This is a genomic window from Bacillus sp. RO2 (genome assembly GCF_012911845.1).
Lineage (GTDB): Bacteria > Bacillota > Bacilli > Bacillales > Bacillaceae_I > Sutcliffiella_A.
In genome coordinates this window covers 38,171-64,202 of record NZ_JAAXCU010000024.1, presented here as the reverse complement: position 1 = coordinate 64,202, position 26,032 = coordinate 38,171, and the positions used below count along the sequence as shown (strand labels likewise).

The following is a 26,032-nucleotide window of genomic DNA, read 5'->3' as shown; positions in this document are numbered from 1 at the left end:
GCTTATGAACAGAACAGTGGCAGAAGACTTATTGGAAATCAAAGCGGTATTTTTTCAACCGAATAATCCATTTACATGGTCATCAGGAATAAAATCACCCATTTATTGTGACAACCGTTTAACCATTTCATATCCTCGAGTTAGGAAGAACATTTCTGAATCCTTGTCGCGTTTGATTGTTTCAAAGTTTCCAGATGTGCAGGTGGTAGCCGGTACAGCAACAGCCGGCATTCCGCATGCTGCATTAGTGAGCAACGAACTGAACTTGCCAATGTGCTATGTTCGAAGCAAGGCAAAAGCGCATGGAAAAGGCAATCAGATTGAAGGTCGTGTGGAAGCTGGGCAGAAGGTAGTTGTCGTGGAGGATTTAATTTCCACGGGCGGTAGTGCCATCGCCGCAGTGCAGGCACTGAGAGAAGCTGGGTGTGAAGTGTTAGGTGTAGTAGCAATCTTTACATACGGTCTGGAAGTTGCCGATGATAATTTGTCCAATTACGAGATCGAAGCACATGCACTATGTGACTACCAAACATTGATGGATGTGGCAATCGAAAAGGACTACATTGCAGAAGGTGACCGCAAGAAGCTTTCAAAGTGGGTAGAGAACCCGACGAGTGAGACTTGGATGGAGTTTTAAGTTTTTTGGAGGAATCCCTTGGACTGGTAGTGGTGGTCCGGGGGATTTTTTGTGTGAGCGGATTTATTTGAATGGAAAAGCCGGCGGTCCAAATGGATGAGTGGAGAAACGAAAAGATTAACAGCTACCTATTTTTTTATTAGGTAGCTGTAATAGATAATTGTAGAATATGAGAGTTTATATGTAGAAGTACAGCTGGGAAATGTACAAGCGGATCCGGGAAATGTAGAAGGTCGCAGGAAAAGTGGGAGAAGGTTGCGAATTAACGGTAGAAGGTGGATTGTAGGATAGGGAGGTTGATGTTGGAAGCATGGGAATCCCTGTTGTCCGTAGCGAGTGGTGTTAGAGAATTATGTGCATTTGGCAGCAGATGATCGGAGTCACCAATAAGGTAAAAGATTACCTAATTTTAAAAATTAGGTAGCTGAAAAGCAAAAATGTAGAATATGAGAGTTTAGATGTAGAAGTACGGCTGGGAAATGTACAAGCGGATCAGGGAAATGTAGAAGGTCGCAGGAAAAGTGGTAGAAGGTTTTGAATTAACGGTAGAAGGTGGATTGAAGGGGAGCGGAAGCATGGGAATTCCTGGAGAGACGCCACAAAATTATCTGCATTGCCAGCAGCTGATCGGAGTCATCAATAAGCTAGAAGATTACCTACTTTTAAAAATTAGGTAGTTGAAAAGCAAAAATGTAGAATATGAGAGTTTATATGTAGAAGTACCGCTGGGAAATGTACAAGCGGAGCGGATCCGGGAAATGTAGAAGGTCGCAGGAAAAGTGGTAGAAGGTTTTGAATTAACGGTAGAAGTTGGCCTGTAGGGAAGGGAGGTTGATGTTGGATACATGGAAATTCCTGTTGTCCCTGGCGAGAGGCCCCTCAAAATTATCTGCAATGCCACAGGCAAATCGGAGTCACCAATAAGGTAAAAGATTACCTACTTTTAAAAATTAGGTAGCTGAAAAGCAAAAATGTAGAATATGAGAGCTTAGAGGTAGAATTACGGCTGGGAAATGTACAAGCGAGCCTGGGAAATGTACAAGGTAGCACTAAAAGTAGTAGAAGGTCCAATTTTATAACGGTAGAACCCAAAAGTGAACCCCTTTAGACGCCATATCTGTTCAATAAATACAATAACCGAAATATAAATTCCAAAAAATAAAACAAAATTCCTTATGTAAAGCAGGAACCTCATCAATAAATGTCGAAATATGTAACTGAACTACTGTGAGAAAGGTGTGAAAAATTGAATAAACAAACATATCGTCGTTCAATCATGCAGTGCAAGCTTGATGCCTTACATAGAAGGCTGCCACCTCAACATGTAAAGTACCCACAGATTGAGAGTGAATTAGGCAAAAGACGTTCTGGAGATTTTGGCGAAAACTCCATAGATTATTATTTATCGCAATTAAGTGGAATTCAGGATTGTATTGTAGTTAAAGGGGCAAGACTACTCCTGAATAACCATCACTTCCAAATGGATACTCTTCTACTTTTCCCTTCATTCTTTATCCTCTTAGAAACCAAACACCTAACCGGGACACTTCTTTTTGATCCTGATTACCAACAACTTATTCAGACTAAAAAAGAGGATATAAACCATGAAATTTCCAGACAAGATCCGATCCTCCAAGTGAAAATGCAATATAATCAATTTAAGCGGTGGTTAACCAACCACGGTATAGAAGGGTTCCCAGGTTATTGTTTTGTAGTTGTGACAAACCAAAACGCTATTGTAAAAGCACTTTCCAACCCTACTCTAGTACAAGAATTCGTGGTGAGAAGCCCTGCACTGCCATTTAAAATCAACGACATTCTAGCCAACCAGCAGTCAACCCGCTCCACCATATATTCACCACATAAAATTTCCGTACTAATAACCAACAACCATGCTCCCAAAAACGTAAATATCCTAAAAGATTACAATATAGATCCTACAGATATATTGACAGGAGTTGCTTGCCCTGATTGCAACAAACTGGCTATGGAGAAGCACCCAAGAAAATGGAGCTGCCCTTATTGCAAACACCAATCAAAGAAAGCTCACATTCAAACCCTGATTGATTATTCTCTTTTATCTGGCCCATCCATTTCAATTGGTAAGGTGTGTGAAATTTTACACATAAATAATGTACGTAGTGCTAGAAAAATGATAAAAGAGTTATCACTCAAGAGAATCGGAACCACTTACAACTCTAGATATTCCCTAAAAAGTCTCCTAAAACAACAAAACGCACCCCACTCAGAGGATGCGTTCGTTAACTTCATAATATTAGATTAGTTTCTCAATTTTGCTGTCTTTTTTCAAATCTTCAACAAGCGTTTGTAGTTTCTTTTGTGTTTCTTCTTGTTCAAGTTGACCGCGGATTTGGTCTTCTACTTCCGCAAGTTCAGGGAATTTGTTTTCTGGTGCTTCTTCGCCTTCAGGAGCTTCCGCTTGTTGTGCTTCGCTTTGCTCTTTTGCTTGGTTGTAGTATTCTTTAATCTGCTCGTCCGTTACTTTTGTGTCAGGGAATTCTTTTTCCATGTACTTTTGTAGTGCCAATTCTTCAGCGATTTGCGCCTTCAAAGTTTCCATAGTCAGAGGGCTTGCTTCAAGTGCCTCTTCAAATTTCTCTTCGCTTTCGTAGTTTGCTTTAATATCTTTGATGTAGTCTTCAATCTCTTTTTCACTTGTTTTATAGCCTTTACTCTCTACTTCTTGAGATAGGATTTTTTGATCGATCAATGCGTTTAATGTTTGGTCTTTCATTGCCTTAGCGTCTCCGCCTTGACCGAACTGCATCATCATCATTTGAGTTTGCTGAAGCATCTCATTATATTCTTGGCCTTTAATTTCCTGACCGTTGACCTTTGCTACTACTTTTTCAGGATCGACTTCTTCAACTTCAGGGGTTTGCTGTTCTTGTCCTTCTTGAGCCTCTTTGTTTTCATTGCCTTCTTTAGAAGCATTGTTTCCATCAGAACCGCAGGCAGCTAATAGAACAGCTGTTAACATTGCTACTAGAAAAATCATCAATTTCTTTTTCATGTTGTTACCCTCCATTTGAAAAAAACATTTAAAACTATTTTTCCATTTAAACATGGTTTTTATGAGGAAGCAAACAATTACCCTTCTTTTTGTAAAAATAAACCTAAAATAGTGATTAATATTTGTAACTTTTTCTATTTTCAGCCGTCTTTATACCATGAAAAATAACCCGGAAGGAGGGAAAGGAATGGATAATGATTTCGCCAACCAAAAAATCCAGGAATGGTATCACCTATATAGCGATGAAATTTACCGGTTTATTTTCATCTTAACAAGCGATCATGAACTTGCGAAAGATCTCATGCATGATACTTTTTTAAAATCTTTTTATGGGATTGACAGTTACCAAGGGAGAAGCAGTGTAAAGAATTGGCTGTATCGAATTGCACGGAATGTAACAATTGACTATAAAAGAAAAACAAGGCCCATTTCGTTTTATTTAAACGAATGGAACTTAATGAGAGCAGATGAAAGGAATTGTCCTCAGAGAATAATGGCATTAGGAGAAGCAGAGACGCATTTATACCAAGCCTTAAACAATTTAAAGCACAATTATAAAGAAGTGTTGATATTAAGGAAGTTAAAAGAGCTGTCAATTCAAGAGACAGCGGAGATACTTGATTGGTCAGAAGGGAAAGTGAAAATCACACTTTTTAGAGCACAGCAAGCATTAAAAAGACAAATGGAGAAGGAGGGATATGAACATGAAGAAGTCTATTCAAGAAAATGATTGGAAAGAAACTATTGCAAGCTTTCGTTCTCTTCATTTAGAGTCTGGAGAAAAACAGGACGTCTTGAACAGATTAAAGAAGAGCATGGAGAAAAAGAAGCGGATTTCATGGGTTACCTCCTATACTGCTCCAATATTGTCAGTAGTTGTAATCGTATTTGCTCTTTTAACAGGAAGTTATTTTTTACTTGCAAATGGTAGTCAGGAAGAAGGAATTACTTCTAGAGGTGAGATTCCATCTCCCCGAATACCAGCATTAAACGATATGAACCTCAGTTTAAGTCAGACTCAAATGGATACTTGGCTCATAATCAACGAGGAAGGAAAGGAGACGGGGAAAATATCATATTGTCTATCTTCTTGTGATGAACAGGTCGATACATTAAAAGTTATGGAAAATATAGAATTAGAGGGTTATATTTATCCAACCACTTTGATTCGTGAACATGTAAAGACAATAGATGTGTTTCAGATACAACATTATTTTATCTACAAAGAACAACAGGATAAAGTCCCCTTTGCCTACCTACAAATAAAAGTACCCTCACCAGATCATGAATTGGAAAAACAAGGTCCAAAAATTCTTGAAAATTTTCAACAAAATAATCAATTTGATTAAAAAATGAAAGCACCCGCTAACCATGCAGGTGCTTTCGTTTATTTCCTTAAACCAATAATTAGTTCTTCATCAGGTGTTACATAAACGGTCTGTTGTTGTTCGTATATGACAAATCCCGGTTTGGAGCCGGACGGTTTTTTCACATGTCTCACTTTGGTGAAGTCAACCGGGACGGAACCGGAATGTCGCGCTTTACTGAAGTATGCTGCAATGGTAGCTGCTTCTTTGATAGTATCTTCAGTTGGCTCATCACTTCTAATGACAACATGAGACCCAGGGATGTCCTTTGTATGCAGCCATATGTCATCACGTCGTGCAACGCGGTTGGTCAGATGATCGTTTTGCTTGTTGTTCTTGCCGACTAGAATTTCTGTGCCGTCGGTAGCTAGGTAGGTTTCTAGTACAGGCTTTTGCGGTTTTACTTTTTTACGCTTTTGCTTCATGCGCAAATAGCCTTCTTCCATCAGTTCCTCACGGATTTCTTGGATATCTTTTGGAGAGGCTGTTTCCACCTGTTGGTTCAACATGTCAAAATACTGAATTTCGGCTTTGGCCTTCTCAATTTGCTCCTGCACGATAGCTAGTGAGTTTTTGGCTTTTTGATATTTGTTAAAGTAACGCTGAGCATTGCTTGAAGGAGAACGCTGCGGATCAAGTGCGATCGTTAGGGTTCCGTCGTTCTCATCGTAATAATTCACGACAGTTACTTCTGTATCTCCTCTTGAAATCTGATATAGGTTGGCCGTCAACAGTTCGCCATATAATTGATATTTTTCCGCGTCTCTTGCGTCATCTAGAGTTTTCTCTAGCTTCACAATCTTCTTTTCGTTTTTTTGAATTTCATTTGTAATAAATCGTTCTAGATCATTTGCTTGCTGTTTGACTCTATCTCTTGATGCTTTGCCGAAGTAAAAACGATCGAGTGTCTCGCTTAATGTCGAGAACTTTTTCCTTTCTCCTTTAAGGTGTTCTAGCTCAAGTAAGTAGAATACCTCCTTGTTTCCATCTGTAATAATTTGAGGGGAGAGGTCCAAAGCTTTAATTTTTTCCACTAAAGCCATAAAGCTTTTTGGTAACGTGTCTCTATTGGCAAGCCCAGCCCTGTAAACAGCTTCTTTAGCAAACAACGGAGAAATACCGGCAAAAGTATTTACTATCTGTTTATCGAGTCTTCCACCAATATAATCAAGTTTTCTTTGTACGGTTTCTTCTGTAGCATCGAGTGGATTAAGTTTATCCTGTGCTGGCGGTAACACATAGGTCTGTCCCGGTGTCAGACTGCGATGTCTGTTTTGTGCCATCGGAACATGTTTGATGCTATCGAGAATCATCTGTTTTTCTTTATCCACAAAGATAATATTGGAATGACGTCCCATAATTTCTACTATTAGTTGCTTGTAAGAAACATCACCAATTTCATTTCGTGCTTTTACATCAAAAACGATGATGCGGTCCATATCAATTTGATGGATTTGTGTAATGATAGAGCCCTCTAAATGCTTTCTTAACAGCATACAGAACATCGGCGGCTCAGATGGATTTTCATAGGATTCTTCTGTCAGGTGCATTCTTGCATAGCTTGGATGAGCGCTGATCAGCAGCTTATGGTTTGTTCTTCCGGAGCGAATGGTTAAGATAAGCTCATTTTTATAAGGCTGATAAATCTTGGTAATTCTCCCGCTTTCTAGCTTATCCTTCAACTCTGCAGTCATGGCGTATGTAAAAATACCGTCGAAACTCATATATGTAAACTTCCCTTCTTGTTCTAAACCTAAAAGATTTCTCTTTTATCATTATATCTTAACAATCTTGATAACACCCAAAAAGTATATCATTTTTTTGGACGAGTCCGAATAGACTTTGTTAGATAGATTTTGTGCAAAGGTTGTGAGGTGGAACAGATGAAATGGCATGAAATGAGAGCAGAACAAGTCGAAGAACAGATCAATTCCGATTTAGAAGCGGGTTTAAGTGAATCAGAAGCAAAAAATCGTCTGTTGCAGTATGGGACGAATGAACTTCAAGAGGCGGAGAGACCGAACGCCTTTTTAGTGTTTTTAGAGCAGTTCAAAGATTTCATGGTAGTGGTGTTGCTTGCTGCAACATTGATTTCAGGTCTGCTAGGGGAATACATCGATGCAGTTGCCATCATTGCCATTGTGATTATCAATGCATTTTTAGGCTTTTTTCAGGAGCGAAAAGCAGAAAAGTCCTTGCAAGCATTAAAAGAGCTCTCGGCACCACAAGTAACGGTGCTTAGAGAAAAAGAATGGCGGAAAGTGGCGTCAAGAGAAATAGTAGTAGGGGATATTATCAAGTTCGGAAGCGGAGACCGTATCGGGGCGGACCTTCGGATTGTACAGGCCAGTTCGTTAGAGATTGAGGAGTCTGCGCTGACCGGGGAATCAGTGCCTTCGGTAAAAAGTGATAAACCTGTGCATGGCTCTGACATCTCCATTGGTGATCAGGAAAACATGGCCTTTATGGGGACACTTGTAACACGGGGAACGGGTGTTGGTGTCGTAGTTGCAACAGGTATGAATACTGCCATGGGACAAATCGCGGACCTCTTACAGACTGCTGAGACAACCATTACACCACTGCAGCGGAAACTGGAGCAGCTTGGGAAGATTTTAATTACGGTTGCTTTAATACTAACAATGCTTGTAGTTTTGGTGGGAGTTCTTCAGGGGCATAGTTTGTACGAAATGTTTTTAGCTGGTGTCTCTTTAGCGGTTGCAGCCATTCCGGAAGGCTTACCGGCAATCGTGACCGTTGCCCTTTCACTTGGAGTGCAGCGCATGATCAAAAAGAAATCAATTGTCAGAAAGCTACCTGCTGTCGAAACGCTCGGTTGTGCTTCTGTCATTTGTTCTGACAAGACAGGGACACTGACTCAGAACAAAATGACCGTGACCCATGTGTGGTCTGCTGGGACCACATGGAATGTAACTGGCAATGGCTATGAACCAAAAGGTGAATTTCTAACAGATGGTGCTGATAGCGCAAGTAAGAATAAATCTTTACATCAACTGCTGACATTCGGTCTGTTATGTAATCACGCCAATATTATCCAGAAAAAAAACCAATATATCCTTGATGGGGATCCTACGGAAGGAGCCCTTGCGGTTGCAGCCATGAAGGCAGGGTTTACTCGTGAAGGTTTACTAAATGAATTCCAAATTGTAAAAGAATATCCTTTTGACTCGGAACGAAAGATGATGAGTGTCGTAGTAAAAGATAAACAAGGAAAGCTGTTTGTTATCACAAAGGGTGCACCGGATGTGATAACGAACGTAAGTGATTCGTTATTATGGGAAGGAAAGCGGGAACTGTTTTCAGCCAAATATGAAGAGACTGTAAAAGATATGGTTCATAAACTGGCATCACAGGCTTTAAGGAATATTGCGGTGGCATTCAAGCCGATTTCTAATTTTCATGAGGGCATGCACGAAAGAGAGATAGAAAAAGACCTTGTCTTTATTGGACTCCAAGGGATGATTGATCCTCCTCGCTCAGAAGTAAAACAGGCTGTTCGTGAATGTAAAGAAGCAGGAATTCGGACAGTGATGATCACAGGTGATCACATCGTCACAGCAAAAGCGATTGCAGCTGAAATTGGTATTCTTCCCATGGGTGGAAAGGTACTAGAAGGAAAAACTCTTCAGAAGATGAGCCAGGAAGAATTAGAAGACATGGTGGATGATGTGTATGTGTTTGCTAGGGTGTCTCCACAGCACAAACTGTCCATCGTAAAGGCACTTCAGAAAAAAGGACATATTGTCGCCATGACTGGGGATGGAGTGAATGATGCCCCGGCGATAAAAGCCTCTGACATTGGAATTGCGATGGGTATTACCGGTACGGATGTTGCGAAGGAAGCAAGTTCCCTAGTCCTATTGGATGACAACTTTGCCACTATAAAATCAGCTATTAAAGAAGGCCGTAATATTTATGAGAACATTAGGAAGTTCATCCGATATTTGTTGGCTTCGAATGTCGGGGAAATACTTGTCATGCTGTTTGCGATGTTATTGGCGTTGCCGCTTCCGCTTGTTCCCATCCAGATTTTGTGGGTGAACCTTGTAACAGACGGATTGCCTGCAATGGCGCTTGGCCTTGATCAAGCAGAAGGGGACGTCATGAAGCGTAAACCAAGGCATCCAAGAGAAGGCGTTTTTGCCAGAGGTTTATGGTGGAAAATAGTATCGCGCGGCTTTCTAATAGGACTTGCCACCTTGCTTGCTTTTATGATTGTATACAAACAACATCCAGATAATCTTATTTATGCACAAACCGTCGCATTTGCAACACTTGTCATGGCTCAGCTGATCCATGTGTTTGATTGTCGAAGTGATAGATCCATTTTCCATCGAAATCCGTTTCAGAACATGTACCTAGTTGGAGCAGTCATTTCCAGTATTGTTTTAATGCTAATCGTTATCTATTATCCACCATTACAAGGTATTTTCCATACAGTGGCACTGGCTCCAAAAGAGTGGTTATTGATTTTGGGGATGGCATCGTTACCGACTTTCTTGCTAGTGGGTACTCTTTTCACAGGAAAAGCAAAAAAGAATATGGTATAATAAATTTAAGGTAGTAGAGGGAAACTCTATTGCCTTTTCTTCTTTTTTCGCCATCAATCAAATACCCACTTAATTTTCTATAAAAATAGCTTTCAAATTAGGTTAAACAATGCTAATATAGTGGTTGCTTAGCATCAACAATAGCCAGTTTTCCGGCTCTTTTTCTATATTTAAGAACGGACGTGAGTATACTATGGTGAAAAGTATGACAGGCTTTGGGCGGGCAGAAGCAACTCAAGGATCTTATCAGATTCTTGTCGAGATGAAATCTGTCAACCATCGCTTTTGTGAGATTAATATCCGGATGCCTAAGCAGTTCCTAGCAATGGAAGAGACGATGAAAAAAGTCGTTAGCTCTTATTTGCAAAGAGGAAGAATAGAAATATTCATAACGATTGAGGGCCAAGACACTCAAGATAAACATCTGAATGTGGATTGGGAGCTTCTTTCGGCATACATAGATTCTATACATAAGGTAAAAGATAGATACCAAATTTCCGGTTCCATTGAGATTAATGATATACTAAAATTAGAAAATGTGTTTACGATTATGGAAACACAGACAGGAATGGAAGCAATAGGAGAATTGTTGCTCGAACAAATCCATTCAGCGTCTAAGCAATTGGTTGCCATGCGTTCTGCTGAGGGCGATCAGTTGAAAAAGGATATTATCACTCATTTAAACTTTATTGGAACTATGTCGGAGCAACTCGCAGAATTAGGTCCGACAGTTGTGGAAGCGTATCGGTTGCGTTTGGAAAAAAAGCTGAAGGAATATTTAGGTTCCCAGATTGATGAACAACGTATACTGGCAGAAGCAGCAATTTTTGCTGATAAGGCTGACATTAATGAAGAGTTGAAAAGAATTAACAGCCACCTTGGTCAATTTACCCAATCCCTCCATTCCACAGGGCCGGTAGGCAGGAAGCTGGATTTCCTTGTACAGGAATTGAACAGGGAAGTAAATACCATCGGTTCCAAGGCAAACAACGCAAATATTGCGAATCTGGTAGTCGAAATGAAAGCTTGCCTGGAAAAAATTAAAGAACAGGTGCAAAACATTGAATAATCGTTGATTACTAACCTTTGAACACGGTTAGAATAGAGTTTGTAACAAGAGGTGGGAACCATGAGCATAAAGTTGATTAATATTGGCTTTGGTAATATCGTATCAGCAAATCGTATTATATCTATTGTTAGTCCTGAATCTGCTCCGATTAAACGGATCATCCAAGATGCAAGAGATCAGGGAATGTTAATAGATGCAACTTATGGAAGACGAACAAGAGCAGTACTAATAATGGATAGCGATCATGTTATCTTATCGGCAGTGCAACCGGAAACTGTGGCACAACGCCTGGTAAATAAAGATGATATGTCTGATGAAGGGTAGGTATTTGTAAATATAATGAGAGATAGAGGATTATTGATTGTTCTTTCCGGACCTTCCGGTGTTGGAAAAGGGACAGTAAGAAAAGCGTTATTTTCAAAAGAAGATGTTAGTTTACATTATTCCATTTCCATGACAACACGTAACCCGCGTGAGGGGGAAGTGGACGGAACGGATTACTTCTTCAAGTCTAGAGAAGTATTTGAACAGTTAATAGAAGAAGATAAATTTATCGAGTGGGCAGAGTATGTTGGAAACTACTACGGTACTCCTGTTGATTATGTAGAACAATGTTTAGCTGAAGGCAAGGATGTCTTCCTTGAAATTGAAGTTCAAGGTGCCATCCAAGTTAAGAGCAAATTCCCTGAAGGTGTATTCATCTTCCTGATGCCGCCAAGCCTATCTGAATTAAAGAACCGAATCACGACAAGAGGTACTGAAACAGAAGACTTAATTAACAACCGCATGACAGTTGCCAAAGAAGAAATCGAAATGATGGACGCTTATGACTATGTGGTGGAAAATGATCAAGTGGACCTTGCTTGTGACAGAATACAAGCAATTGTTCAGGCGGAACATTGTAAACGTACAAGATTGCGTGAAAAATATAAGCAAATGCTGGAGGCTGAATAATATGCTATACCCATCTATTGATTCACTAATGCAAAAATTAGATTCAAAATATACGCTTGTAACCGTTTCTGCACGACGCGCTCGTGAATTGCAACAAGTAAACGATCAAATGATCGAAAAAACGGTTTCTCACAAATTTGTTGGGAAAGCCCTTGAAGAGATTGACGCAGGCTTATTATCTGCCAAGACAATTAAAACTGCTGAAAGAAGCGAAGGCATCCTAAATCACAAGTAAAGATAACAACCTAGAAATAGGTTGTTATTTTTTTAAAAAGAAAGTGTATAGTTCGGTTTATTTCCGTTCCAGGCGCTTCGCTTGCCTGCGGGCGGTCCGTGAGCCTCCTCGGCTTTCGCCTGTGGGGTCTCACCTGTCCCTCTCCGCGCCTTCCACTCCAACCAACAGTGTGACATCATTCACTTAAGGGTTTAATGAAGGGAACTTAGATGAGTTTACTGATAATGAAATAACCTTTCGTTCATATAATTTCTAGCTGTGGATTGGAGCAAATGGCGAAGACTCCTGAGGGAGATGGCGGTAGCTTGAGACCCCGCAGCAAAGCGAGGAGGCTCAAGCACCGCCCCTAGGAAAGCGAAGCCATTTGCGGAAAGGAACAGCGGCGATTAACCTAACCGCCAAATTCTTTTAAAAAAAGGACCGGGCGGATGTTGCACGGTTTTTCTTCATGAGGCAAGTGACTTAAGGGAAAGAGGATTAACGGGGTAAAGTAGAATTTCTAGTACATGACGGGGGTTGTGAAATGAAAAATAAAAAAATCCTATTGTGTGTAACAGGTGGTATAGCTGTCTATAAAGCGGTAGCTTTAACAAGTAAACTGGTCCAGCAAGGTGCAGAAGTAAAGGTAATTATGAGCCAGTCTGCCTGTAAATTTGTCACACCGTTGTCTTTTCAAGCTTTATCAAGAAACGAAGTATTCACGGATACATTCGAAGAAAAGAATCCTGCAGTTATTTCACATATTGACCTTGCAGACTGGGCAGATGTGGTGCTCGTTGCGCCTGCGACCGCAAATGTAATCGGGAAACTTGCTAATGGTTTAGCGGATGACATGATTACGACAACTTTATTGGCAAGTACGGCCCCTGTATGGATCGCACCAGCTATGAATGTACATATGTATGATCATCCTGCAGTTAAGCAAAACATGGAGCGGCTTTTGTCTTTCGGGTATCGATTCATTGAACCGGGAGAAGGTTTTTTGGCGTGTGGTTATGTAGGAAAGGGTAGATTGGAAGAACCTGAAACCATTGTCGAAGGACTGAAGCGTTTTTTTCAGAAACATGACGAGTTGACGCTAACAGGGAAACGAATTCTTGTCACAGCAGGACCGACTATTGAAAAAGTGGACCCGGTACGCTTTTTCACTAACCGTTCAACAGGTAAGATGGGTTATGCCATTGCAGAAGCTGCAGCTAGTTTAGGTGCAGAAGTTATCTTGGTATCAGGTCCTACAAACCTTCCTGATCCTCCGAATGTAAATACAATCCGAGTGGAATCTGCGGAAGAAATGTTTAACGAAGTAATAGCTCATTATGAACAAACGGATGTTGTCATAAAATCAGCTGCAGTTGCCGACTACCGTCCTAAGTTTGTTTCCGACATCAAAATGAAAAAGCAGGACGGGGACAGCGTTCTGGAGTTAGAGCGGACGAAAGACATTCTCAAAACATTAGGAGAAAGAAAAGAACACCAGGTGCTGGTTGGCTTTGCAGCTGAAACAAATAATGTAGAGGAATATGCCAAAGGTAAGCTTGCAAAGAAAAACTTGGATTATGTCGTAGCAAACAATGTAACAGTTTCAGGTGCTGGGTTTGGAACAGATACAAACTTAGTAACCATCTATAAAAAAGATGGCACAAGCATTTCTCTGCCGATGATGACCAAACAGGATGTGGCTTATGCACTGCTTGAGGAAGTAGCAGCAACACTTGAGGAAAAACGATGACCTATTATGCTAGTGTGATCGTTGATGTTCCTGCCAAACAAACGGATAGAGCCTTTGATTATGAGATTCCTGCGAAATGGAATGGGTTCATACAACCTGGAATGAGGGTGAATGTACCTTTTGGTCCAAGGCAGATCCAAGGCTTTGTCGTGGATGTAAAAGATACAACCACCGTACCTAAAACACGTCCGATCACTTCATTGATAGATATCCAGCCAATCCTGACAACAGAACTTATGCAACTGGCAGACTGGCTTAGAGACCATACTTTATGTTTTACTATTTCAGCTTACCAAGCAATGTTGCCAGCTGCATTAAAGGCGAAATATGAAAAATGGCTAATTGCCAGAAACATAGAAGGAGTCCCTTCAGAGCTTCAATCATTCTTTCACACATCCAATCGCGTGAAATTTGAAGAGGTGGCAGGGACCAGTCATTTTAAAACAATCAAACATCTGATTGAAGAGGACGTTTTAGAAGTTTATTATGAAGTAAAAGATAAACTTTCCAAGAAAACGAGAAAAGTAGTGGAGTTACAGGTGTCGAAAGAGGACCTACCAGAAGCAAAAAAGAAAATCTCAGCTCGTGCTGCCGCACAACATAAGCTGTTGGACTTTTTCTTGGAAACAAGTATTGAAAAGATGGATAAAAAAACTCTGTTAGAAGAGTTGCAGATTGGGACAAGTGCGATTCACGCATTAGTAAAACTTGGTATCCTCTCAGAAAATGATGAAGAAATATACAGAGATCCATATGAAAACAGGGAGTTTGAAAAGTCTCAAGCGCTTTCCTTAACCCAACAACAACAAGAAGCTATCATTCCCATTTTGAATTCCATTGAACAACATACACATGAAGCGTTTGTCATGTTCGGTGTCACAGGGAGCGGTAAAACAGAAGTCTATATGCAGGCTGTGGATGCTGTACTAAAAGAAGGAAAAGAAGCAATTGTACTTGTCCCCGAGATTGCCTTGACTCCGCAAATGGTCAACCGATTCAAATCAAGGTTCGGTTCCGACGTGGCTGTTATGCACAGCGGTCTTGGAATGGGAGAGAAATACGATGAATGGAGAAAAATACACAGAAAAGAAGTCAAGGTTGTAGTAGGCGCCAGGTCCGCTATCTTTGCTCCTTTTGAAAATGTAGGCATTATCATCATAGATGAAGAACATGAAACCAGCTATAAACAAGAGGACACCCCCCGTTATCATGCCCGCGATATTGCTTTAGAAAGGGGCAGGTATCACCAATGCCCTGTTGTTCTTGGCAGTGCCACCCCCACACTTGAAACCTTCGCCCGTGCATCCAAAGGGGTGTATAAACTTCTGACGATGGACAAGAGAATGAGTGAACAAGGAATGCCGTCAGTGGAGATTGTTGACATGAGAGAGGAATTGCGAGACGGGAACAGGTCGATGTTCTCGAGAAGCCTTCTCGAAAAGCTCCAGTCTAGATTGGAAAGAGGCGAACAATCCGTTTTATTTTTAAATAAAAGGGGTTATTCTTCTTTTGTAATGTGTCGAGACTGTGGATATGTGGTGGAATGTCCTCATTGTGATATCTCCTTGACTTATCACCGAAGCAGTAACCAAATGAAATGTCATTATTGTGGCTACGAAGAACCTGTGCGTTCTACGTGTCCATCGTGCGACAGTGAACATTTCCGTTTCTTTGGTACTGGTACACAAAAAGTCGAGGAAGAACTAACAAAACTCCTACCACAAGCAAGGGTAATAAGGATGGACGTTGATACGACGAGTAGGAAGGGCTCCCATGAAAAGCTTCTCCAGCAATTTGGTGACCGGAAGGCAGATATTCTGCTTGGTACGCAAATGATTGCCAAAGGCCTTGATTTTCCGCTTGTAACACTTGTTGGGGTACTGACGGCAGATACAATGCTGAACGTTCCTGATTTTCGTTCTTCCGAAAAAACATTCCAGCTCCTCACACAGGTTAGCGGAAGAGCTGGCAGACATGAACTGGCTGGCGAAGTGGTGGTCCAAACGTATAGCCCGGAACATTACAGTGTGGAGCTTGCCAGCACACACAACTACCTAGAATTTTACCAAAAAGAAATGCAAATTAGAAAACTGCATCAATATCCGCCATTTTACTTTTTGGCGCTTGTTACCGTGACACATCAGGAATTAACCAAAGTGGTCACCGTGACAGAAAAAATTACCCATTTTTTAAACATGCAATTATCCAATGAGGCTGTTATACTTGGACCGGTTGCTTCTCCTATAGCGAGGATAAAAGACCGTTACAGATATCAATGCATCATTAAGTATAAACGAGAACCAAATCTGCAGGCAGCACTGAAAACGGTAATAGAAAAATACCAAACACAAATGGATCAAGATAAATTAGCAGTTCATATTGATCTAAATCCATATATGCTTATGTAACAAATGGAGGAATAAAGATTGACTATATTAGATATTGTGAAGTACCCAGCGCAAGTGTTGGAGCAAAACTGTGAGGCGGTTACTCTTTTTGATAAAAGATTAATTCGACTCCTAAACAATATGTATGATACGATGCTCGAGGCAGACGGGGTTGGCCTGGCAGCACCGCAGATAGGTATCGCAAAAAGAATCGCTATTGTAGATATTGATGATAAACATGGGAAGATAGAACTGATCAACCCTGAGATCATAGAAGAAGAAGGAGAACAGGTCGGACCTGAAGGCTGCTTAAGCTTTCCTGATTTGTATGGAGAAGTGAAACGTGCAGATTATGTAAAGGTACGAGCTCAGAACCGTAAAGGCAAATGGTATGAGCTGGAGGCGCGAGGGTTCCTTGCCCGTGCTATGCAGCATGAGATTGACCATTTAAACGGTGTATTGTTCACATCTAAAGTGTTAAGGTATTTTGAACCAGATGAGTTGGAAGTAGAAGGGTGATAGAAATGAAGAAGAAAATAGTGTTTATGGGGACGCCGGATTTTGCGGTACCAGTCTTGCAGCAAATTATCCATGACGGATATGAAGTAATTGCAGTAGTAACCCAGCCTGACCGTCCGAAAGGCAGAAAAAAGGTGTTAACACCACCTCCTGTAAAAGTTGAGGCGGAAAAACATAACATTCCGGTTTATCAACCAGAAAAAATTAAAGAAGCTGTGGAGTATGAAAAAATCACTTCATTAGAGCCAGATTTAATTGTAACAGCAGCATTTGGGCAGATTTTACCTAAGCCTCTGCTTGATGCACCGAAATATGGCTGTATCAATGTTCATGCTTCCTTGCTTCCAAAATTGCGAGGTGGTGCACCTATTCACTACTCCATCATACAGGGGCATGAAAAGACGGGTGTAACCATTATGTATATGGTAGAAAAATTGGATGCCGGTGATATGTTGACACAGGTGGAAGTAAAAATTGAAGAGCGGGATCATGTCGGTACTTTGCATGATAAATTAAGTGCGGCAGGATCTAAGCTACTCTCCGAAACCCTTCCGCAACTTTTTGACGGGAAACTGCAAGCAGAAGTCCAAAACCATGAAGAAGCAACATTTGCATCTAACATTAAGCGTGAACAGGAGAAGATTGACTGGGCGAAGAATGGCGAGCAAATCTATAACCATATTCGCGGGTTGCATCCATGGCCGGTTGCCTATACAAACATGGAAGGGCAAGTGATGAAAGTTTGGTGGGGAGAGAAAACCCAAACTTCCAAAGATGCTGTACCTGGTACCATCATTGGGATCGAGGATGATGGTTTCATCGTCAAAACAGGCAATTCAACTGGGATAAAAATAACAGATTTGCAGCTGGCTGGTAAGAAGAGAATGACTGGTACGCAATATTTAAACGGTGCAGGAGCTTCTTTATCAGAAGGCACAAAGCTAGGAGACTAAAATGAAAAATGTAAGAGAACTTGCTTTAGAGGCATTATTAAATGTCGAAAAAAAGCAAGCCTACAGTAACTTATTGTTAAACAACTACTTGGATTCAGGTAAGTTATCCAAAAAAGATGCCGGGCTATTTACCGAGATAGTCTATGGTACCATCCAACGGACCATCACCCTGGACTATTACTTGGCTTCTTATATTGAGAAACAAAAAAAGTTGCAGGATTGGGTAAAAGTCCTGCTAAAGATGACTTTGTATCAAATGTTGTATTTGGACAAAGTTCCTGTACGTGCTGCTATTTATGAAGCGGTGGAAATTGCCAAAAAAAGAGGCCATAAAGGTGTTGCATCTGTTGTCAATGGCGTGTTAAGGTCCATACAGCGTGACGGTGTGCCTGATCTTGAGAAAATGGAAAATGATGTCGAACGTATATCCATTTCAACAAGCCATCCTAAGTGGTTAGTGGAAAAATGGATTGAACAATATGGCGTCCATGATACAGAAAGAATGTGTGAAATGAACCTTGTTCCTCCACACCAATCGGCAAGAGCAAATACGGCGAAGGCAGAAGTGGATGAAGTGTTGCAAATGCTCACCGCACAAGGATTCAATGTAGAAAAAGGGGAAGTTGCAGAAGAAAGCATTGTCTCTTTAAAAGGAAATATGGCTTATTCCAATGCCTATAAAAATGGCTATATGACCATACAAGACGAGAGTTCCATGCTAGTTGCTAGAGCTCTTGGTGTTGAGCAGGGCGACTACGTTTACGATTGCTGTGCTGCTCCTGGAGGGAAAACGACCCATATTGCCGAATTATTAAAGGATAGTGGGAAAGTCATTTCAACTGACCTCCACGATCACAAGGTAAAGCTGATTAAAGATCAAGCTGAACGACTTAAGCTTTCCAACATTGAAGCACAAGCACTCGACAGCAGAAAGGCCCAAGAAATTTTCAAACCTGAACAGTTTGATAAGATCTTGGTGGATGCACCATGCTCAGGTTTTGGAGTTATCCGCAGGAAGCCCGATTTGAAATATACGAAGTCCATGCAGGATATCAAGCAACTAGCTTCCATTCAATTGGCTATACTAAAGGAAGTGGCACCTCTTGTAAAAAAAGGTGGAACTTTGCTATATAGTACATGTACAATTGATAAAGAAGAAAATGCTGATGTTGTTCATGCATTTCTAGAAGAAAACAAAGAGTTCGAAATAGATTTCAACATTAAAGAATTACTGCCAGAAAAGGTAAACAGCTATGTTAAAGAAGGTATGCTCCAACTATTGCCTCACTATTTTGGTACGGATGGATTTTTTATTGTTAGACTAAAAAGGCAGGTGTAAAAGATGGAACATAAAACAAAAGAACAACTCAAACAAGAAGAAGCAACGCGTAAACCGTCCATCTATTCTTTACAATTGCATGAATTGGAAGAATGGTTACTAAGTATCGGAGAGAAAAAATTCAGAACCACACAGATTTTTGAATGGCTCTATCAAAAGCGTGTGACGTCATTTGAAGAAATGTCCAATCTCTCCAAAAGCTTAAGAGAAAAGCTGGAAGAGACATATGCACTAACGACATTAAAGACAATTGTTCAACAAACATCTTCTGATGGAACGATGAAATTCCTATTTGAACTGCATGATGGTTATTCCATTGAAACAGTTCTAATGAAGCATGAATACGGAAATTCTGTTTGTGTAACCACACAGGTAGGTTGCCGAATTGGCTGTACATTCTGTGCCTCTACTCTTGGCGGATTAAAACGTAACCTTGAAGCAGGAGAAATTGTTGCCCAAGTTGTGAAGGTGCAACAAGCTCTTGATGAAATGGATGAACGTGTCAGTCATGTGGTTATCATGGGGATTGGGGAACCATTCGATAACTTTGATGAGATGCTCGACTTCCTAAAAATTATCAACCATGACAAAGCGCTTAATATCGGCGCACGCCATATTACTGTTTCCACAAGTGGAATCATCCCAAAAATCTATAAATTTGCGGATGAAAACATGCAAATCAACTTTGCTGTATCCCTGCATGCACCAAACACTGAGATACGTTCAAGACTGATGCCTATTAATAGAGCATATAAACTACCTGAACTAATGGAATCAATCCGTTATTACATCAATAAAACAGGACGTCGTGTTAGTTTCGAGTATGGCTTGTTCGGTGGAGTAAATGACCAGGTAGAACACGCCGAGGAATTGGCACAACTTCTAAAAGGCATGAAATGTCATGTCAATTTAATTCCAGTAAATTACGTTCCAGAACGTGATTATGTGAGAACGCCAAAAGAACAAATTAATTTATTTGAAAAAACGTTGAAAAATCTTGGAGTCAATGTAACAGTTCGTCGTGAGCAAGGTCACGACATCGATGCTGCATGCGGACAACTGCGTGCGAAGGAGCGGAAAGAAGAGACGAGGTGACAATGGTTAATGGTCTTTTTAACAGATAGAGGGAGAGTTCGTTCACATAATGAAGACAATGGGGGAATTTTTGTTAATAAAGACGGCACAAAACTGGCAGTGGTTTGTGACGGCATGGGGGGCCATCAAGCAGGTGAAGTGGCAAGCGAAAGAGCTGTAAGTCACATCAAGGAAGTGTGGGAAGAGACAACCAACATCTCTTCCCCTGAACCTGCTGAAATCTGGCTGAAGACGTTCATACTTCAAGCCAACCAAACACTGTTTGACCATGCAAATGCCCATGAGGAATGCAATGGGATGGGGACTACAATCGTTGCTGCTATCATTGGCGATACTTTTGTGACCTTAGCACATGTGGGTGACAGCAGAATTTATCTTGTTTCAGAGGAAAATGCCAAGCAATTAACAGAAGATCATACATTTGTAAATGAACTCGTTAAAACTGGGCAAATTTCGAAGGAAGATGCAGAACATCATCCTAGAAAAAATGTTATACTACAGGCTTTAGGGACAGAAAAAACAGTGAAAATAGATATAAAAACCATTACATATGATGATCCAGGATATATTCTCCTTTGTTCAGACGGTTTGAGTGACAAAGTAAAAGACCGGGAGCTAGTTGAGGTTTTAAACAACGGGAACCATGCTTTGTCTGAAAAAGCAGAGGAATTAATTAGACGCGCCAACCATTACGGTGGGGAAGATAATATCACGGTTGCCATCTTGGAATTATCTGTCTCCGAAGCTGGGAGTGGGTGAAATAGGTGTTAATAGGTAAAAGATTAAATGATCGCTACAAAATTATGGAAGTCATCGGTGGCGGTGGAATGGCGAATGTTTACCTTGCCCATGATATGATTTTGGATCGTGATGTCGCAGTTAAAGTATTACGGTTAGATTTTGCTAATGATGAAGAATTTATTCGCCGCTTTAGAAGAGAGGCACAGTCTGCAACAAGTCTAGACCATCCGAACATAGTAAGCATTTATGATATTGGCGAAGAAGATGACATTTATTATATCGTGATGGAGCATGTTTCAGGAAAAACCTTAAAGCAATACATTCAACAATATGCGCCCGTGGAACAATACAATGCAGTGGAAATCATGAACCAGCTGACATCAGCTATTTCTCATGCCCATGAAAACGGGATTATTCACCGGGATATAAAACCGCAAAACATATTGATTGATGATTACGGAACCGTGAAAGTGACCGACTTTGGCATAGCCATGGCCTTGAGTTCTACCACCATCACACAGACCAATTCTCTTTTAGGTTCTGTTCATTATTTATCTCCTGAACAGGCAAGAGGAAGTTTGGCAACGAAAAAATCTGATGTTTATGCATTAGGTATCGTTATGTTTGAATTGTTGACAGGAAGATTGCCGTTTTCAGGGGAATCTGCTGTTTCTATTGCTCTAAAGCATTTACAATCACAAACACCATCTCCAAAGCGTTGGAACCCTACTTTACCTCAAAGTATGGAAAATGTTGTATTAAAGGCAATGGCAAAAGATCCACTTCACCGCTATGAATCTGTAGATGAAATGCAGGCAGATGTTATGACGGCGCTTGAACCAAGCCGTATGAATGAACCTAAATTTTACATTCCAGATGACGATGAAGAGGCAACAAAGGCCATTCCGATCATTAAAGGCAGCCTAAACAATTTTACGAATGAAGATGAAACTAGAATTCGTCCACCAGAAAATAAACCTGCAAGCGAGAAGGCAGAAGAACCACCTCCACCTAAAAAGAAAAAAAAGAAAAAATGGGTTATTGGTTTACTAGTCCTGTTTTTACTGCTTGTTGGTGGCGGGGTTGCTGCATTTACCCTTTTACCATCCATGCTTCTACCGAAAGATGTTACGGTTCCTGATGTGACAGGTAAGGAGTATGACGATGCAGTGAAAGAATTGATTGATTTAGGTTTTGTTTTAGAAGAACCTAAAGAGGAACCAAGTGATGACATAGAAGAAGGTAAAGTAACGAGAACCTTTCCTGAAGCAGGAGAAGTAGTAAAAGAAGGGAAAGCAATTACCATTTTCCAGAGCTTAGGAAAAGAAAAGGTCGAAATAGCTGACTACTCAGGACTTCCTGTCAATGAAGCTATCAACAGAATTGAAGCAGCCAATTATGATGATTATGAATTAGATGAAATTCACTCTGATGAAGTACCAGAAGGAGAGGTCATCAGTCAAGAACCTGAAGCAGGGGAAAGTGTAGTACCGGAAGAAACAGTAGTAAAACTTATTGTCTCTATGGGTTCAAGTCCAATAGAACTCGATAATTACCAAGGATCGTCCATTGAGTTTGCCCAACGACATCTTGCAAGCTTAATGTTAGTTCCAGAAGTTACAAGTGAGTATAATGATTCTGTCTCTGAGGGGAATATTATTAAACAGGATCCTGCACCGGAATCCCAAGTGAAAAAAGGGGATACCATTAAACTTATCGTTTCTGATGGGCCACAACCTGGTGATAAGACAGTGGATATACCACTTGAAGTAAAATATGATCCGGAAGAAGAAGGCGCAGAGCAAACAGTTGAATTATATCTAGAGGACCTTAACAACACCATGGATGATGAACCGAAAGAAACCTTCATTATTACGGAGGACTTAGTTACGAGTTTCATGGTAACTGTGGCATATAAGCAACAGGCTAAATATCGGGTTGTTGTAGATGGAAAAGAAGTGGAAAATAAAACCATAAACTATGACGACATAGAGTAATTATTAAGGAGTGAGTGTATGCCAGAAGGCAAGATTGTCAAAGCATTGAGCGGCTTTTACTATGTTTTGACAGCGGATGGCGAAATTACCCAATGCAGAGGAAGAGGGGTTTTCCGTAAAAATAAGATAACCCCTCTTGTTGGGGACTCCGTTGTATTCCAAGCGGAGAACGACCAAGAAGGATACATCATGGACGTTCTGCCTCGAAAAAACGAGCTTGTAAGGCCGCCAATCGCTAACATCGATCAAGCAATCCTTGTGTTTTCCGCGATGGAGCCTGAATTCAGTACTGTTTTATTGGATCGATTCCTTGTGCTGATAGAATCCAAAGGAGTAAGTCCATTGATTTGTATTTCCAAAATGGACTTGCTGGGCGAAGATGCAAACCTTATGAAGTACGCAGAGTATTATCGTTCCATAGGGTATGAAGTGCTGTTAACATCCACAAAGGAACCGGAGCAGCTTAAGGAAATTTTGCCATACCTGAAAAATAAGACATCCGTAATTGCAGGACAATCAGGAGTTGGAAAATCATCTCTTTTAAACGTGTTACGCCCTGAACTAGAATTGAAAACAGATAACATTTCCTCCCATCTAGGACGAGGAAAACACACAACAAGGCATGTGGAGCTGATGGAAATCAACCATGGTTTTGTTGCGGATACTCCAGGATTCAGTTCATTAGAGTTCCTTGAGATGGAAACAGAAGATGTAAAAGATTGTTTTCCTGAATTTGTTGAGAAAAGCCATGATTGCAAATTTCGAGGCTGTACTCACTTAAAAGAACCAAAATGTGCAGTAAAAGAAGCGGTTGAAAATGAAGAAATTGCATCTTACCGCTATAAACACTACGTTTCTTTTGTAGAAGAAATAAAAGACAGAAAGCCGAGGTACTAAAATATGATAAAAATCGCCCCTTCCATTCTAAGTGCTGATTTTGCCAACTTAGGAAAAGACATTCTTGATGTGGAACAAGGAGGAGCAGACTATATTCATATTGATGTGATGGACGGACATTTTGTGCCAAACATCACCATTGGCCCTTTAATCGTGGAAGCAGTTCGCCCCATCACGAAGTTGCCATTAGATGTGCACCTGATGATTGAGAACCCTGATGCATATATTGCGGATTTTGCTAAAGCTGGTGCAGATATCATCTCTGTTCATGTAGAAGCATGCCGCCATCTTCACCGTACCATTCAGCATATAAAATCACAAGGTGTGAAAGCTGGGGTGGTGATCAATCCAGCTACACCGGTAGAAAGCATTATTCCTATTATAAATGATGTGGACTTGGTGCTATTGATGACAGTCAACCCTGGTTTTGGCGGACAGGCTTTTATTCACGATGTGTTGCCTAAAATTAAGCAAGTGGCATCCTTAGTGGAAGAAAGAGGATTGTCCATCGATATTGAGGTTGATGGTGGCGTGAATCCTGAAACAGCTAAGCTTTGCGTAGAAGCCGGTGCAAACGTTCTGGTTGCAGGCTCTGCGATTTATAACAAGGAAGATCGCAAACAGGCAATCTCCTCTATCAGAAGCAACTTATCATAATTTTACTTTTGTGCGGAAAGCTATTGGTAAATAGTGAGGGAGGAATTCTAAGATGAATATTTCGAAGGATGACCAGGCAATACTTGAACAAGCGTTGCATTCCGCATTGGCCAATAGCACCGACTATAACGAAATTGACATGTATGAACAGCTGCTAAAGAAATTCTCCGCAGTTGGTGTAGAAAATAAACAACTGGATGGTTTCCGTTACGATTATGACGATTCCTCCAGCACGTAAAAAGTCTTCGTTAATGAAGGCTTTTTTATGTTAAATAAGATAAGGGGAGAGTTAAATTGAATATACATATTGTTGCAGGGGGACCGACAGACAGAATTCCCAAGTTGCATGATTGGCAAGCTGAAGATGTGATTTGGGTGGGGGTTGATAGAGGGGTTGCTTATTTACTTGAGCATAATATCATTCCAGCCAAAGCTTTCGGGGATTTTGATTCCATTACAAATCAAGAACTTATTAAGATAAAAGCTCAACTCCCACACGCAGAAGTTTTTCCGAGCGAAAAAGATGAAACAGATACAGAACTTGCAGTAAACTGGGCACTTGAACAAAATCCAGCTCTCATCAGAATTTTTGGTGGAACAGGTGGAAGGCTGGATCACTTCTTAGGGAACATACAGCTTTTATTGAAGGGTCTGGAAAAAGGGGCTGTTATTGAGATACATGATATTCAAAATCAACTTTTTGCTCATAGGGAAGGTACATACTCTATCACGAAAGATAAATCTCTGCCATATATCTCATTTATGCCCATCACCCCTGATGTAAAAGGCATTACGCTAAGGGGATTTAAATATCCATTAGAAAAAAAGCATATTCGCTTCGGGGACACACTATGTATTAGTAATGAACTTGAAGTGGAAAGTGGTACTTTTTCATTTGATGAAGGCATATTAATGGTGATAAGGAGCCGTGATTATCATCCATTATCCTAAGACGGTCCCAGCGATCCGCTAATTTGCAACCTGAATGAATAAAAAGGTAAAAGTTCGGAGGAGGGAATGTAATGAAATTTTATACAATCAAACTACCTAGGTTCTTGGGAGGAATAATCCGAGCTATGCTTGGGTCGTTTAAAAAGGAGTAAAGCACCTGGTTAAGGGTGCTTTTTTTATAAATGTATGGAGTATGCTTGAATGCGGAAGGTTATGGTGGGGAACGGGTGCAGATTGGGCAAATGTCCGAAGTTTTGGTGATTTTGACCGAAGTTTTTCAAAAGTTGACCGAAGATTTTGCGAAGTTGACCGAAGTTTTCCGGAAAATGACCGAACCAATTTTTTAAGTGACCGAACGTCACTGTGAAGTTGACCAAACATCCAGTTGAATTGTCCGAACTACCTTAAAAATACTAGAGAAAATGACCGAAGTTGCCAAAATATTGTCTGAACCAATTTTTACATGCTAATAAAGGACCAAAAACATACAATCTAAACTCATTTCGACTAATTCCCAAAGGTGTATACGATAAAATAGTTATGTAAACCTAAATGTTCCATCATAATACAATCCAAAGTAAAAAGCGACAGGAAGACTCGCTCCCTGTCGCTTCTTTATGTGCGCAAATATTAATTAAACGCGCTCAACTTTACCTGATTTTAAAGCTCTTGCAGAAACGTATACACGCTTTGGCTTACCGTCTACTAAAATGCGAACTTTTTGAAGGTTTGCACCCCAAGTACGACGAGTAGAGTTCATTGCGTGAGAACGTGCGTTTCCAGAACCAGTCTTTTTGCCTGTGATTACACATTTACGTGCCATGTTCAATTCCCTCCTAACTACAAAGAAACATCATTCAATATTTTCATTAGTAATAAGAAAGTACCTTCTTATTATTG

Annotated in this window: 27 protein-coding genes; 24 read left to right on the top strand and 3 right to left on the bottom strand. The window is 40.6% G+C overall.

The window, feature by feature from the left end; translation table 11 throughout:
• Nucleotides 1–4: 4 nt before the first annotated feature.
• From pyrE to HF078_RS04505, 3 genes are all read left to right on the top strand, one after another.
• Entirely contained in the window at nt 5–637 is a 633-nt protein-coding gene (gene pyrE, locus HF078_RS04515) for an orotate phosphoribosyltransferase (protein WP_169290044.1), read from the top strand.
• A 521-nt stretch (nt 638–1,158) separates the two neighbouring features.
• A complete protein-coding gene (locus HF078_RS04510) occupies nt 1,159–1,314 on the top strand; it encodes a hypothetical protein (protein WP_169290030.1) in 156 nt (51 codons plus the stop codon).
• A gap of 569 nt (nt 1,315–1,883) precedes the next feature.
• Nucleotides 1,884–2,921, top strand: a complete 1,038-nt coding sequence (locus HF078_RS04505) for a nuclease-related domain-containing protein (protein WP_169290029.1) — start codon at nt 1,884–1,886, stop codon at nt 2,919–2,921.
• On the opposite strand, the gene HF078_RS04500 is transcribed toward HF078_RS04505, so the two are convergent.
• A complete protein-coding gene (locus tag HF078_RS04500; RefSeq protein WP_169290028.1) occupies nt 2,913–3,671 on the bottom strand; it encodes a SurA N-terminal domain-containing protein in 759 nt (252 codons plus the stop codon). The two genes, HF078_RS04505 and HF078_RS04500, sit on opposite strands and share 9 nt — an antisense overlap.
• 187 nt (nt 3,672–3,858) lie before the next feature.
• Here HF078_RS04500 and HF078_RS04495 point away from each other — a divergent pair, with 187 nt between their 5' ends.
• Both HF078_RS04495 and HF078_RS04490 read left to right on the top strand, forming a co-directional pair.
• Nucleotides 3,859–4,401: an RNA polymerase sigma factor gene (locus tag HF078_RS04495; protein ID WP_169290027.1), complete on the top strand. Its 543-nt coding sequence runs from the start codon at nt 3,859–3,861 to the stop codon at nt 4,399–4,401.
• Nucleotides 4,376–5,020, top strand: a complete 645-nt coding sequence (locus tag HF078_RS04490; protein ID WP_169290026.1) for a hypothetical protein — start codon at nt 4,376–4,378, stop codon at nt 5,018–5,020. Before HF078_RS04495 ends, HF078_RS04490 begins: the two co-directional genes overlap by 26 nt.
• A gap of 38 nt (nt 5,021–5,058) precedes the next feature.
• Here the strand turns inward: HF078_RS04490 and HF078_RS04485 are convergent, their stop codons facing one another.
• On the bottom strand, nt 5,059–6,762 hold the full coding sequence (locus tag HF078_RS04485) for an Rqc2 family fibronectin-binding protein (RefSeq protein ID WP_169290025.1): 1,704 nt from the start codon (nt 6,760–6,762) through the stop codon (nt 5,059–5,061).
• 159 nt (nt 6,763–6,921) lie between these two features.
• Here HF078_RS04485 and HF078_RS04480 point away from each other — a divergent pair, with 159 nt between their 5' ends.
• The 19 genes from HF078_RS04480 to HF078_RS04390 all read left to right on the top strand — a co-directional run bounded on the left by HF078_RS04480 (nt 6,922) and on the right by HF078_RS04390 (nt 25,479).
• Complete coding sequence (locus HF078_RS04480) at nt 6,922–9,609, top strand: calcium-translocating P-type ATPase, SERCA-type (RefSeq protein WP_169290024.1); 2,688 nt, start codon at nt 6,922–6,924, stop codon at nt 9,607–9,609.
• Between the two features lie 193 nt (nt 9,610–9,802).
• Nucleotides 9,803–10,678: a YicC/YloC family endoribonuclease gene (locus tag HF078_RS04475; protein ID WP_169290023.1), complete on the top strand. Its 876-nt coding sequence runs from the start codon at nt 9,803–9,805 to the stop codon at nt 10,676–10,678.
• A gap of 60 nt (nt 10,679–10,738) precedes the next feature.
• Nucleotides 10,739–11,002, top strand: a complete 264-nt coding sequence (remA, locus tag HF078_RS04470; RefSeq protein WP_010193107.1) for an extracellular matrix/biofilm regulator RemA — start codon at nt 10,739–10,741, stop codon at nt 11,000–11,002.
• 15 nt (nt 11,003–11,017) lie between these two features.
• Complete coding sequence (gene gmk, locus HF078_RS04465) at nt 11,018–11,632, top strand: guanylate kinase (protein WP_060665843.1); 615 nt, start codon at nt 11,018–11,020, stop codon at nt 11,630–11,632.
• A gap of 1 nt (nt 11,633) precedes the next feature.
• Nucleotides 11,634–11,867: a DNA-directed RNA polymerase subunit omega gene (rpoZ, locus tag HF078_RS04460; protein WP_060665844.1), complete on the top strand. Its 234-nt coding sequence runs from the start codon at nt 11,634–11,636 to the stop codon at nt 11,865–11,867.
• 523 nt (nt 11,868–12,390) lie between these two features.
• The gene (gene coaBC, locus HF078_RS04455; protein WP_169290022.1) at nt 12,391–13,596 is read left to right on the top strand and encodes a bifunctional phosphopantothenoylcysteine decarboxylase/phosphopantothenate--cysteine ligase CoaBC; all 1,206 of its coding nucleotides are present in this window, start codon (nt 12,391–12,393) and stop codon (nt 13,594–13,596) included.
• Nucleotides 13,593–16,004 (top strand): primosomal protein N', encoded by a 2,412-nt coding sequence (priA, locus tag HF078_RS04450; protein WP_169290021.1) that lies wholly within the window; start codon nt 13,593–13,595, stop codon nt 16,002–16,004. Before coaBC ends, priA begins: the two co-directional genes overlap by 4 nt.
• An 18-nt stretch (nt 16,005–16,022) precedes the next feature.
• Complete coding sequence (def, locus tag HF078_RS04445; RefSeq protein WP_169290020.1) at nt 16,023–16,502, top strand: peptide deformylase; 480 nt, start codon at nt 16,023–16,025, stop codon at nt 16,500–16,502.
• 5 nt (nt 16,503–16,507) lie between these two features.
• A complete protein-coding gene (gene fmt / locus HF078_RS04440) occupies nt 16,508–17,455 on the top strand; it encodes a methionyl-tRNA formyltransferase (protein ID WP_169290019.1) in 948 nt (315 codons plus the stop codon).
• Between the two features lies 1 nt (nt 17,456).
• Nucleotides 17,457–18,794: a 16S rRNA (cytosine(967)-C(5))-methyltransferase RsmB gene (gene rsmB / locus HF078_RS04435; RefSeq protein WP_169290018.1), complete on the top strand. Its 1,338-nt coding sequence runs from the start codon at nt 17,457–17,459 to the stop codon at nt 18,792–18,794.
• 3 nt (nt 18,795–18,797) lie between these two features.
• Nucleotides 18,798–19,889: a dual-specificity RNA methyltransferase RlmN gene (gene rlmN / locus HF078_RS04430; RefSeq protein WP_169290017.1), complete on the top strand. Its 1,092-nt coding sequence runs from the start codon at nt 18,798–18,800 to the stop codon at nt 19,887–19,889.
• Nucleotides 19,890–19,898: 9 nt separating this feature from the next.
• A complete protein-coding gene (locus tag HF078_RS04425; protein ID WP_169290016.1) occupies nt 19,899–20,648 on the top strand; it encodes a Stp1/IreP family PP2C-type Ser/Thr phosphatase in 750 nt (249 codons plus the stop codon).
• A 5-nt stretch (nt 20,649–20,653) separates the two neighbouring features.
• Nucleotides 20,654–22,627 carry a Stk1 family PASTA domain-containing Ser/Thr kinase gene (pknB, locus tag HF078_RS04420; RefSeq protein ID WP_169290015.1) on the top strand — a complete coding sequence of 658 codons (1,974 nt, stop codon included), beginning with the start codon at nt 20,654–20,656 and terminating at the stop codon, nt 22,625–22,627.
• An 18-nt stretch (nt 22,628–22,645) separates the two neighbouring features.
• Nucleotides 22,646–23,524 carry a ribosome small subunit-dependent GTPase A gene (gene rsgA, locus HF078_RS04415; protein ID WP_169290014.1) on the top strand — a complete coding sequence of 293 codons (879 nt, stop codon included), beginning with the start codon at nt 22,646–22,648 and terminating at the stop codon, nt 23,522–23,524.
• 3 nt (nt 23,525–23,527) lie between these two features.
• The gene (gene rpe / locus HF078_RS04410; protein ID WP_169290013.1) at nt 23,528–24,181 is read left to right on the top strand and encodes a ribulose-phosphate 3-epimerase; all 654 of its coding nucleotides are present in this window, start codon (nt 23,528–23,530) and stop codon (nt 24,179–24,181) included.
• A gap of 52 nt (nt 24,182–24,233) precedes the next feature.
• Nucleotides 24,234–24,419, top strand: a complete 186-nt coding sequence (locus HF078_RS04405) for a hypothetical protein (protein ID WP_169290012.1) — start codon at nt 24,234–24,236, stop codon at nt 24,417–24,419.
• Nucleotides 24,420–24,475: 56 nt separating this feature from the next.
• A complete protein-coding gene (locus HF078_RS04400) occupies nt 24,476–25,132 on the top strand; it encodes a thiamine diphosphokinase (protein WP_169290011.1) in 657 nt (218 codons plus the stop codon).
• 71 nt (nt 25,133–25,203) lie between these two features.
• On the top strand, nt 25,204–25,284 hold the full coding sequence (gene spoVM / locus HF078_RS04395; protein ID WP_060665857.1) for a stage V sporulation protein SpoVM: 81 nt from the start codon (nt 25,204–25,206) through the stop codon (nt 25,282–25,284).
• 45 nt (nt 25,285–25,329) lie between these two features.
• Nucleotides 25,330–25,479, top strand: coding sequence for a hypothetical protein (locus HF078_RS04390; protein WP_169290010.1), 150 nt, complete (start codon nt 25,330–25,332; stop codon nt 25,477–25,479).
• Nucleotides 25,480–25,766: 287 nt separating this feature from the next.
• Here HF078_RS04390 and rpmB read toward each other — a convergent pair whose 3' ends face one another.
• Nucleotides 25,767–25,955 (bottom strand): 50S ribosomal protein L28, encoded by a 189-nt coding sequence (gene rpmB / locus HF078_RS04385; RefSeq protein ID WP_010193132.1) that lies wholly within the window; start codon nt 25,953–25,955, stop codon nt 25,767–25,769.
• Nucleotides 25,956–26,032 lie beyond the last annotated feature (77 nt).

Coding starts and splice junctions, on each gene's coding strand:
- pyrE (WP_169290044.1), top strand. CDS start 5: ATGAACAGAACAGTGGCAGAAGACTTATTGGAAATCAAAGCGGTATTT.
- HF078_RS04500 (WP_169290028.1), bottom strand. CDS start 3,671: ATGAAAAAGAAATTGATGATTTTTCTAGTAGCAATGTTAACAGCTGTT.
- HF078_RS04495 (WP_169290027.1), top strand. CDS start 3,859: ATGGATAATGATTTCGCCAACCAAAAAATCCAGGAATGGTATCACCTA.
- HF078_RS04490 (WP_169290026.1), top strand. CDS start 4,376: ATGAAGAAGTCTATTCAAGAAAATGATTGGAAAGAAACTATTGCAAGC.
- HF078_RS04485 (WP_169290025.1), bottom strand. CDS start 6,762: ATGAGTTTCGACGGTATTTTTACATACGCCATGACTGCAGAGTTGAAG.
- HF078_RS04480 (WP_169290024.1), top strand. CDS start 6,922: ATGAAATGGCATGAAATGAGAGCAGAACAAGTCGAAGAACAGATCAAT.
- HF078_RS04475 (WP_169290023.1), top strand. CDS start 9,803: ATGGTGAAAAGTATGACAGGCTTTGGGCGGGCAGAAGCAACTCAAGGA.
- remA (WP_010193107.1), top strand. CDS start 10,739: ATGAGCATAAAGTTGATTAATATTGGCTTTGGTAATATCGTATCAGCA.
- gmk (WP_060665843.1), top strand. CDS start 11,018: ATGAGAGATAGAGGATTATTGATTGTTCTTTCCGGACCTTCCGGTGTT.
- rpoZ (WP_060665844.1), top strand. CDS start 11,634: ATGCTATACCCATCTATTGATTCACTAATGCAAAAATTAGATTCAAAA.
- coaBC (WP_169290022.1), top strand. CDS start 12,391: ATGAAAAATAAAAAAATCCTATTGTGTGTAACAGGTGGTATAGCTGTC.
- priA (WP_169290021.1), top strand. CDS start 13,593: ATGACCTATTATGCTAGTGTGATCGTTGATGTTCCTGCCAAACAAACG.
- fmt (WP_169290019.1), top strand. CDS start 16,508: ATGAAGAAGAAAATAGTGTTTATGGGGACGCCGGATTTTGCGGTACCA.
- rsmB (WP_169290018.1), top strand. CDS start 17,457: ATGAAAAATGTAAGAGAACTTGCTTTAGAGGCATTATTAAATGTCGAA.
- rlmN (WP_169290017.1), top strand. CDS start 18,798: ATGGAACATAAAACAAAAGAACAACTCAAACAAGAAGAAGCAACGCGT.
- HF078_RS04425 (WP_169290016.1), top strand. CDS start 19,899: ATGGTCTTTTTAACAGATAGAGGGAGAGTTCGTTCACATAATGAAGAC.
- rsgA (WP_169290014.1), top strand. CDS start 22,646: ATGCCAGAAGGCAAGATTGTCAAAGCATTGAGCGGCTTTTACTATGTT.
- rpe (WP_169290013.1), top strand. CDS start 23,528: ATGATAAAAATCGCCCCTTCCATTCTAAGTGCTGATTTTGCCAACTTA.
- HF078_RS04405 (WP_169290012.1), top strand. CDS start 24,234: ATGAATATTTCGAAGGATGACCAGGCAATACTTGAACAAGCGTTGCAT.
- spoVM (WP_060665857.1), top strand. CDS start 25,204: ATGAAATTTTATACAATCAAACTACCTAGGTTCTTGGGAGGAATAATC.
- rpmB (WP_010193132.1), bottom strand. CDS start 25,955: ATGGCACGTAAATGTGTAATCACAGGCAAAAAGACTGGTTCTGGAAAC.